The following is an 8,872-nucleotide window of genomic DNA, read 5'->3' on the forward strand; positions in this document are numbered from 1 at the left end:
GGCGGAAACGCTGGAGCGGCTGCGGCGCATCCGGGAGGCAATTCTCTGGCGGGAGCGCCTGCTGGAGCTTCGCCCGGCCGAGGGGGATCGCTACGCGCCCGCCGCCCGCATTGCGCTGGCGGAGGAGAGATGCCGGGCGGGGGAGGATGCGGAGTGTCTGCGGCTCACCGCGGCGGGGAAGCGGGGCGCGCGCGTATTCGGCGACGCCTACGCCCGCTATCTTCAGGGGTGGGCCCTCGAAAGATCGGGAAAACCCGATGAGGCGATGGCGCAATATGCCGCCGTCGAGAAAGCGGGCGGCAACCTGGCGGCGCGGGCGGCGCTTGCGCGGGCGCACCTCCTGTTTCAGCAGAAGCAGTATGCCGAGGCCGAGAAGGCCTATCTGAAGGTGTCGGAGATGGTGCCGCCGGGCAGCTCCCTTGCGGGGGAAGCCCTGCACGGCATCGGATGGGCACGCCTGCGGCTCTCCCGCCCCGAAGAGGCGGGCCGCGCCTTCGACTTCTTCTTGCAAAAACATGGCGGGCACTCCCTCAAAACTTCCGCCGCGCTGGGGCGCCTTGCGGCCCGCATGGAGGTCGCGGTGCGCAAGGGCGAGAAGATTCAGGAGATACAGAAGGAGGTCTCGGAGTTTTCCGCGGCGCACAAGGATCACCACCAGCTGGGCGCCCTCCAGCTGCAGTTGGCCTGGGCGCTTTTCCGCACCGGGAAATTTGCGGACGCTGCCCGGCATGCCGCCGGGGTGAGCGACGCCTATCCGCTGGGCCGCATCTACCGCATGGCGCGCGTCGTGGAGGGGCTGGGCCTTTATCACGGCGGGGAGGCACGAAAAGCCTACGGGGTCTTGCGGCTGGGGGCCGAGAGCCCGCCGGGGGACCCCGGTCGCGAGGCCGAAAGGGAGATCGCCCGATCGGCGGCCATGGCGACCGCCTTCGCCGCCTTTCGGCTGAAAGATTTCGCCACGGTGATGGCGGTGCTGCAGAACTGGGCATTTCCCGCCGAAGGAGAGAAGGGCAAGCCCGCTGCCGCGCCGGAGGCGGCGCTGTGGTTCGGCGAAGCGGCCTTCGAGGCGGGCGATCTGAAAACGGCGGCGGCAGCTTTCGCAGCGATTCCTCCGAACTCTGTCCACTACAACCGGGCGCGCGCCGGGCTGGCATGGATCGCCTACCGGCAAAATAAATGGAAGGAAGCGGCCGCCGCTTTCGATGGCGTGTTTCAGGCCGCGCCGAACGGGCCGCTGGCCTCCGAGGCGCTGGCCCGGGCGGGAGACGCCCGCTTCAATCTGGGCGACATTGCCGGCGCTCTCCAGGTGTTCGAGAAGATCGAAAAGGAGTTCACGGGAAGGCCGGCGGGAGAAAACGCGCTTCTTCAGAAGGCGAAGCTGCTCTTCCGCCGCGATCGGTTCTCTGATGCGTCGAAGGCGCTGGAGGAATTTCTGGGGAAATACCCCAAAAGCGCCGCCGCCGTGGAGGTGGAGTTCCTGCGGGCGCTGATCCCTTTCCGGATGCGGGATTACGCGCGCTCGCGGGAGCTGCTCCTGGATTTCGTCTACCGCCGCGCATCGAGTGCGTTTGTGCCCGAGGCCTACCTGCGCATCGCGGATGCCTTCTACAACGAGGGGAAATATGAGCAGGCGGACCGGATGTACCGGCTGATGAAAAACCGCTATCCGGACCATCCCCGCAAGCGAGACGCATTCTACGGCCTGATTCTCACGCGGTTTCGCCAAAAGAACTATTCCAAATTCCTGGAAGAGGCCCAGGACTTCATCCGCGCCTACCCGCAAAGCGAGCTGAGTATCGCCCTGGCGTTTCAGGTCGGCGAGCTCCATCTCGCGCGGGGAGAGCTCGCGGGCGCGCTCCGCAGCTACCGCGAGGTGGAAACCCGCTATGCGGGAAGCACCCTGGCCGCCAACGCGATTCTGCGGGTGGCCGAGGTGCACCGCCGGAGAGGAAACTTCGACGCGGCGCTCATCTCGCTGGAATCGCTTATGGAGCAGTATCCCAAAAGTCCGGTGCGGGTGGACGCCCTCTTCCGGGTGGGCGAGTTGCTCGCCCAGGTGGGAAGGTGTGATGAGAGCATCTCCCGGCTCGAGTCTTTTCTCCGGCAGTATCCGCGCCACGGCTATACACTGCTGGCGCAGTTTCTGTTGGGAAAATGCGCGATCCGGACGGGAAACGAGGCGTTGGCTCTTCGCTCGCTGCGTTCGGTCTCATCGAGCGCGGATGGAAGCGGCGAGATGCGGGGGAGGGCCGCCTTGCTGCTGGGGGCGCTCCTGGTCAAACAGAAGAAGTTTACGGAGGCGGCCCGCGCCCTGGATGACGCCCTCCGGCATGGAAGCGAGGAGGTCGGAGCCGAGGCGCTTTACAGCCTGGCGGAGCTTCGCTTCATGAAGAGGGATCCGGGCGCGGCGGCGGAATTTCTGAAGTTGACCTACCAATTTCCGGGGCAGACAATATGGGTTGCGCGTGCCTTGGGCCGGGCGGGCGAGATATATGAAAAAAGCGGGAAGCGGGTCACCGCGATTCGCATCTACAGGAAGATGGCTTTGACCGCCCCGCCCGGGGAGCTGCGGCAGCGGGCGCACAAGGCGCTCGCGCGGTTGTTGAAGCCCAGCCCAAAAGCCCTTTCCGGCCAAAAATAACGCCTGCCTGCAAGGCCGCCATTGATTGGGGAGAGTCTTCATGTTCGAGTTTTTGTCCCGGGGCGGGATTCTCATGATCCCCCTGGGGATTTGTTCCGTCTTCGCGGTGGCCATCGTTATCGAGCGGGCGTACAGCCTGCGGAAGAAAAAAATAATCCGACTCGATATGGTGCAGCAGATGAAGGAGCTTCTGGCGGAAGAGCGCGTCGGCGACGCCATTACACTCTGCCGCCACTATCCCTCGGTGCTGGGCCGCGTCCTCCTCTCGGCGATCATTCATCACGATCGGGGCCGCGATGAGATCAAGGAGATCGTCGAGGACGCCGGCCGGCAGGAGATCCCTGTTCTGGATCGGTACCTCGGCGTTCTGGGCACGATCGCGGCGATCTCGCCCCTCCTGGGGTTGACCGGCACGGTGTTCGGCATGATCCGCACGTTCATCATCATCAGCGAGAAGGGCGTCGCCCATCCGAGCCAGCTGGCGGGCGGGATCAGCGAGGCCCTCATCACGACCGCGGCCGGGCTGGTGATCGGAATTCCCACGTTGATTTTCTACAACTATTTCACCACCAAGGTGGATCGCCTGATTCTCGAGATCGAAAAACACTCCTTCCGCCTTGTCGATACCCTGAAGCGCTGAGGGAAGGGATGAAATTCCGGGAACTTCGCCGGGTGCAGGCCCAGCCGGGCCTCACCCCGATGATCGACATCATCTTTCTTCTTCTGCTGTTCTTCATCCTCAGTTCGAGCTTCGTTCTCCAGCAAGGGATCAACGTCAATCTTCCCCGTACGGTGACCGTCGAGCGCCCCGTGCGAAAGGATGTCATTTTGGTGATCTCGCGCGATCGGCGCGTGTTTTTGAACAACCAGGAGCTTCCCTTCGAGGCGCTCTGGGGGCGGCTGATCGAGGAGATGAAAAACCAGAGCGAAGGGGTCCTTGTCATCCGGGCGGACAGGGACGTGCCGCACGGCTTCGTGGTGCGCGTGATGGATGTCGCCCGACAGGCGGGTGCGCTGCGGATCGCGATCGCCACCGCGCCGGCGTCACCGGCGAGGAAGGAAAAGGCCCGCCCGCGGCGGCCCTGAAGTGATGCCATGAATCTTGCGATTTTCCTGTCCTTGCTGGTCTCTTTTCTCCTGCACGCCGTCCTGCTCTATCTCGGACCGAACCTGCACACCCCCCTGATCCGGGAGGCGGAGGAGAAGCTGATCGAGGTGGAAATGGTGCCGCGCGAGGTGCCGATTCCCGAAGCTCTCATGCCTAAACTTCCGCTTGAAGTTTCAATTCCCAAACCATTGGATTTAAGTCGTTTAATGAGAGAAAACCAGACGATTTCCCGGCCCGCTCCCTCTCTCTCCGCGCGGTCCTCGCTGCGGGCCACTGGCGAGGTGCCGGAGAACCGCCCCCTGCGGAAAGTGCCGCAGCTGGAGCTGCCCAAGCCCGTCCTGAAGATCGACCCTGCTCGCCTGGGGGCGCCGGGGAAAGAGGCCGCCTCCCGCGGCCCGCGGCCCATCCCCCCCCTTCGAGACCGCGGGAACCTCGAGGGAAGGAAGGACATCCCGCTCTCTCCCCAGGACGAGCGGAAGCTTCTGGAGAGTGAGATTTCGCGGCTGGAGACGCCGCCCAAGGTCTTGCTTGAGCGCAAGGTGCCCATCCGGGGGCCGGCGGCCGCACGCCACATTCTATTCCGCCCGCCGGAGCCCAAGATGGCGGGCCTGACCCAGTCCGAGGATATCGAGCTGCGCTTCTGGGTCCTGCCCGACGGCACGGTGGGCCGGGTGGTGCCCGTCCGCAAGGGAAGCGCCCGCCTCGAGGGTGTGGCGACGAACCATCTCAAGCGCTGGCGCTTCAGCCCGCTTCCGCCGGGCATACAGGTGCTCGAGGAGTGGGGAATCGTGTCGTTTCGGTTCCGGGTGCGCTGAGGGCGAATTTCACGAAAAGGAGTGGGCCGCATGGAATATGAGCCGACGGGTCTTTGCTACGAGGATTTCGAGGTGGGCCAGTCCTGGCGGACGGCGGCCCGCACCATCGGCGAGGCCGAGGTATCGGCGTTTGCGAGCCTGACGGGCGACTACACCTATCTGCACACCGATGCGGAGCTGGCGGCCCAATCTCCCTTTGGGCAGCGCATCGCCCACGGCGCCCTCGGGCTTTCGATCCTCATCGGCCTCTGGACCCGGCTCGGGGTGATCGAGGGAACGATCGAGGCGTTCATGGGGCTGGAGTGGCGCTTCCGGGGCCCGATCCTGCTCGGCGATACCGTGCACGGGGAAATCGAGGTGGCCGGGAAGCGGATATCGAGCAAGGGACAGGGGCTCATCACGCTCAATCTCAAACTGCTCAATCAGCGGGGCGAGACGGTGCAGGAGGGCACCTTCGGCGCCATGATGGCGAGACGGGAGAAGGAGGTCTGATCAGCCCCCCACGATGGCGGGAAAGACGCTCAGCTCCGCCCCCTCCGCCAGAAGCATATCCTTCCGGGCGTGCCGGCCGTCCACCAGGGTGATGAAGGCCTCCTCGTAGGGAATCCCGCACTGATCTCGCACATCGCCCACCCGGGTTCCCGTGGGAAAATCCACCGCCGCGGCGCCCTCGGCATCGATCGCGCCGGGCATCTTCTCCTCGAAGCTTGCATAGAGGCGGAGCCTGATCTTCACGGCCGATCTCCCGCCGCCGCGCGGGCCGCCGCCGAGGCCGCCTCGAGAATCACCTTGAGAGGAATCCCCGAGGCCTCCGCCAACTTCCGGCAATCCTCGTACTCGGGCGCCAGGTTGATGGTCTCCCCCTCGAAGCGCCCCCGCTTGATGCGCACCTTTCCCCATTCGAGTTCCACCTCGAACCAGTCGCGCTCGGCCACCGATCGCTCGGCGGAGTGGTAGCGTACCCCCAGCGTCGTCGTCTCGCGGAAGAGAAGGCGCGCCAGCTGCTCCCGCTTCCCGTTCGGCGAGAGGACCGTCAGCAGGTGGCCGGGCCTTCCCTTTTTGCCGGTGACGGGGATCGAGAAGGCATCCACCGCGCCGGCTTGAAGCGCTTTTTCGATCACGTAGGGGATCAGTTCGGGTGCCATGTCGTCGAGATTGGCCTCGATGATCGTGAGCGCGGCCGGCGGCGCATCGGGAGAGGAAATGGCGGGCGCCGTACCCAGCAGCCCCCGGACGGCGTTGGGGACGGGTTGATCCATGCCGCCCGCCCCGTAGCCCACCCGGTGGATCGTCATCTCCGGCACTGGCCCGAAGGATTCCGCGCACTCGGTAAGCAGAAGCGCCCCCGTCGGGGTGAGCACCTCGCCCTCAAGCCCATTATCGAACACGGAGACGCCCTCGAGGAGCTTGGCGGTGGCCGGCGCCGGGACCGGCATCCGCCCGTGGGCGCATTCGATGAATCCGCGCCCCAGCGGCAGCGGGGAGGAGAGGACGCGCTCGATCCCGAGAAACTCAAGCCCGATGAAAAAGCCCGTGATGTCCACAATCGAATCCACCGCCCCCACCTCGTGGAAGTGGATCTCCTCGACCGGGACGCCGTGAATCCCGGCCTCGACCTCACCGAGGCGCCGGAAGGCGCGCAGGCTGCGCGCTTTGACTGGACCGGAGAGGCCGCTCTCCCGGATCAGCGCCTCGATCTGCGAGAGGGAGCGGCCGTGGGCGTGATGATGCGGGATCCCCTCTCCGTGGGTGTGGTGCTCGTGCGCTTCATGGACGTGGACATCGAATTTCGTGGCCGAAACCCCTTGCTTGATCACCTTTTTGGACGAGAGCGAATAGCCGGGCAGCGCCAGCCGCGCGAGTTGCGCTTCCAGCGCATCGAGCGGAAGGCCCAGATCGAGGAGCGCGCCCAGAAGCATGTCCCCGCTCGCGCCCGCGAAACAGTCGAAATAGAGTGTTTTCATCGCACCGCCAGCTGGTTGATGAGGTGCGCCTGGCAGGCTGCCCCGAAGCCGTTGTCGATGTTGACGACCGAGAGGCCCGAGGCGCACGAGTTGAGCATGGCAAACAGGGGGGTGAGCCCGCCCATGGTGACGCCGTAGCCGACCGAGGTGGGCACGGCAATGACGGGCGCCGACACGAGTCCCGCCACCACCGAGGGAAGGGCGCCCTCCATCCCCGCGATGGCGATGACGGCGTTGGCTTTGCGGATGGCGGGAATCTCGGCCAGGAGCCGTTGCAGGCCCGCGACGCCCACATCAAAGGCGCGGTGGACGCGGGAGCCGAGCGCCTCGGCTGTGCAGGCGGCCTCCTCGGCGACGGGCAGATCCGATGTGCCGGCGCACAGGACGGCGATGCAGCCGGTCTTCTTCTTTTCCTTCCCGGAGGTGAGGATGATCATCCGGGCCACCGGGTTCCATGCGGCCGAAGGGAAAGCGGCCCGGAGCGCCGCCGCGTGCGCCTCGCCGGCGCGCGTCACGATGACGGGGGTGTCTTTCTCCGCGAGGCTCCGGGCGATCGCCGCGACCTGCTCGGGCGTTTTCCCTTCGCCGAAGATGACTTCGGGAAATCCGTTCCGCAGGGGGCGGTGGTGATCAACCCGCGTGTGGCCGAGGTTCTCGAAGGGCAGATCGCGCAGGCGCTCGACGGCCTTCTCGATCGGCACGGCACCGCTTCGCACCTCATCGAGCAGTTGAAAAAGGGCGTCCGGGTTCACGGCAGAATTGTCAGGGAAGGGCGGCGGCCTGCCGCCAGGGTCTCGTTCATGCTCCCCGAGCGGAAACCTTCCAGATCGACAGCGACGTATACGAATCCCGCCTCCTTGATGCGTCTGACGACTTCATCCAGCCGGCCATCCTCGAAGAGCGCCGGAATTTCCGCGCGCGGGATTTCGAGGCGGGCGATGGTGCCGTGGTGGCGGACCCGAAGCTGGCGGAAGCCGAGCCGCCGGAGGGCGCTCTCGGCTTGTTCGACCTGCTGGATTTTTTCCGGAGTGATCTTGTCGCCGTAAGGAAAGCGGCTCGAGAGGCAGGCCTGCGCGGGCTTGTCCCAGTTCGGGAGGCCGAACTCGCGCGCGAGGGCGCGAATCTCCTCCTTGGTGAGGTCTGCCTCCATCAGCGGACTGCGCACGCCGAGTTCGCGGGCAGCCTCCATGCCGGGGCGGTAGTCTTCCGCATCGTCGGCGTTCGAGCCGTCCGCGATGACGGGTAGGCCCTCTTCCTCGGCCACGGCCCGCAGGACCGAATAGAGTTCGCTCTTGCAGAAATAGCACCGGTTCGGGGGATTGTTGCCGAAGGATTCGATTTCGATCTCCTTGGAGTCCACGAAGCGGTGGCGGATGCCGATGTGGCGGGAGAGCTGGATGGCCTCCTCGAACTCGGCTGCGGCCAGGGTGACGGAGCGGCCCGTGACGGCGAGTGCGCGCGCCCCGAGGGTTTGGTGGGCGATGTGGGCGAGGAAGGTGCTGTCCACCCCGCCCGAGAGGGCGACAAGGACGCCTCCCCATTCCCGGAGCATGTCCTCCAGTGCGTGCAGCTTTTCCGTTGTGATAGTGGTGCGCAAGGAATGCCTCCCCGTTTTTCCAGCGGCGGGCCTATTCTATCCCGGCGACGGAGCCGGGGCAATGAAACCGGACCTCACCTCGGCAGAAGGCCATGGTATAAGGCTTTGAATTTGGATATGCCGCTCTGTATTTCGGAGAGAGTAGTCTTGAAGGGAAGGGCGCATGAAACGTGGAAGCGGGGTATGGATTTTTCCGGTTTTTCTTGCGGCGGTTTTGGGGTTTTCGCAGCTCTCCGAGGGTGCGCCCCGCAGGGAGCGCCAGTTCGCCGATGTCATTGAGGCGGCGCTCACTCGGACCGGGCCCGGGGCGTGGCGCGTGGACGCGACCATTTCCTCGCCCGACACCGGCTGGAAGAAATACGCCAACGCCTTCCGGGTGCGGACCGAAGCGGGGAAGGTGCTGGGCGTGCGCGTGCTCTATCATCCGCATGTGGACGAGCAGCCCTTCACGCGTTCGCTGGAGGGGGTGAAGATTCCGCCCGGTGTGCGCGTGGTGATTGTCGAGGCACGTGATTCTGTCGCGGGATGGGGCGGGAAAACCGCCCGAGTCGGGATTCCCCGGTAGGAAGCGGCGATTTTCCTCTCCGGCGGCCGGCGGAGCTTGTGGTACACTCGCCCCGTTTTTTCGTGCCGCGCACCAAACGCTCTTGAGGTTGGACGAAATGGCAGATCGGAATGTGAAGGACATGTTGCGCCGCGGCGTGGATACGCTGAAGGCTTATGTGCCGGGCCGCTCCATCGAGGAGG

General features: G+C 65.3%; 10 protein-coding genes. 6 read left to right on the forward strand and 4 right to left on the reverse strand.

Features of this window, described 5'->3' with window-relative positions:
- The 5 genes from O2807_07810 to O2807_07830 form a co-directional block, all read left to right on the forward strand.
- A partial coding sequence (locus tag O2807_07810; protein ID MDA1000406.1) for a tetratricopeptide repeat protein occupies window positions 1-2,641 on the forward strand: 2,641 nt, incomplete at its 5' end.
- Between the two features lie 40 nt (window positions 2,642-2,681).
- On the forward strand, window positions 2,682-3,281 hold the full coding sequence (locus O2807_07815) for a MotA/TolQ/ExbB proton channel family protein (GenBank protein MDA1000407.1): 600 nt from the start codon (window positions 2,682-2,684) through the stop codon (window positions 3,279-3,281).
- An 8-nt stretch (window positions 3,282-3,289) separates the two neighbouring features.
- Window positions 3,290-3,727: a biopolymer transporter ExbD gene (locus tag O2807_07820; GenBank protein MDA1000408.1), complete on the forward strand. Its 438-nt coding sequence runs from the start codon at window positions 3,290-3,292 to the stop codon at window positions 3,725-3,727.
- A gap of 9 nt (window positions 3,728-3,736) precedes the next feature.
- Window positions 3,737-4,564, forward strand: coding sequence for a hypothetical protein (locus tag O2807_07825; protein ID MDA1000409.1), 828 nt, complete (start codon window positions 3,737-3,739; stop codon window positions 4,562-4,564).
- 30 nt (window positions 4,565-4,594) lie between these two features.
- Window positions 4,595-5,056: a MaoC/PaaZ C-terminal domain-containing protein gene (locus O2807_07830; GenBank protein MDA1000410.1), complete on the forward strand. Its 462-nt coding sequence runs from the start codon at window positions 4,595-4,597 to the stop codon at window positions 5,054-5,056.
- On the opposite strand, the gene O2807_07835 is transcribed toward O2807_07830, so the two are convergent.
- From O2807_07835 to larE, 4 genes are read right to left on the reverse strand one after another with little or no spacing between them, the layout of a single operon-like run.
- On the reverse strand, window positions 5,057-5,299 hold the full coding sequence (locus O2807_07835) for a MoaD/ThiS family protein (protein ID MDA1000411.1): 243 nt from the start codon (window positions 5,297-5,299) through the stop codon (window positions 5,057-5,059).
- Window positions 5,296-6,528 carry a nickel pincer cofactor biosynthesis protein LarC gene (gene larC, locus O2807_07840; GenBank protein ID MDA1000412.1) on the reverse strand — a complete coding sequence of 411 codons (1,233 nt, stop codon included), beginning with the start codon at window positions 6,526-6,528 and terminating at the stop codon, window positions 5,296-5,298. Before larC ends, O2807_07835 begins: the two co-directional genes overlap by 4 nt.
- The gene (gene larB, locus O2807_07845; protein ID MDA1000413.1) at window positions 6,525-7,280 is read right to left on the reverse strand and encodes a nickel pincer cofactor biosynthesis protein LarB; all 756 of its coding nucleotides are present in this window, start codon (window positions 7,278-7,280) and stop codon (window positions 6,525-6,527) included. The genes larC and larB overlap by 4 nt, the downstream gene beginning before the upstream one ends.
- Window positions 7,277-8,125, reverse strand: coding sequence for an ATP-dependent sacrificial sulfur transferase LarE (larE, locus tag O2807_07850; protein ID MDA1000414.1), 849 nt, complete (start codon window positions 8,123-8,125; stop codon window positions 7,277-7,279). The genes larB and larE overlap by 4 nt, the downstream gene beginning before the upstream one ends.
- 163 nt (window positions 8,126-8,288) lie before the next feature.
- Between larE and O2807_07855 the strand changes: the two genes are divergently transcribed.
- The gene (locus O2807_07855; protein MDA1000415.1) at window positions 8,289-8,690 is read left to right on the forward strand and encodes a hypothetical protein; all 402 of its coding nucleotides are present in this window, start codon (window positions 8,289-8,291) and stop codon (window positions 8,688-8,690) included.
- Window positions 8,691-8,872: the final 182 nt, after the last annotated feature.

This window comes from bacterium (genome assembly GCA_027622355.1).
In the GTDB taxonomy this organism is placed as follows: domain Bacteria; phylum UBA8248; class UBA8248; order UBA8248; family UBA8248; genus JAQBZT01.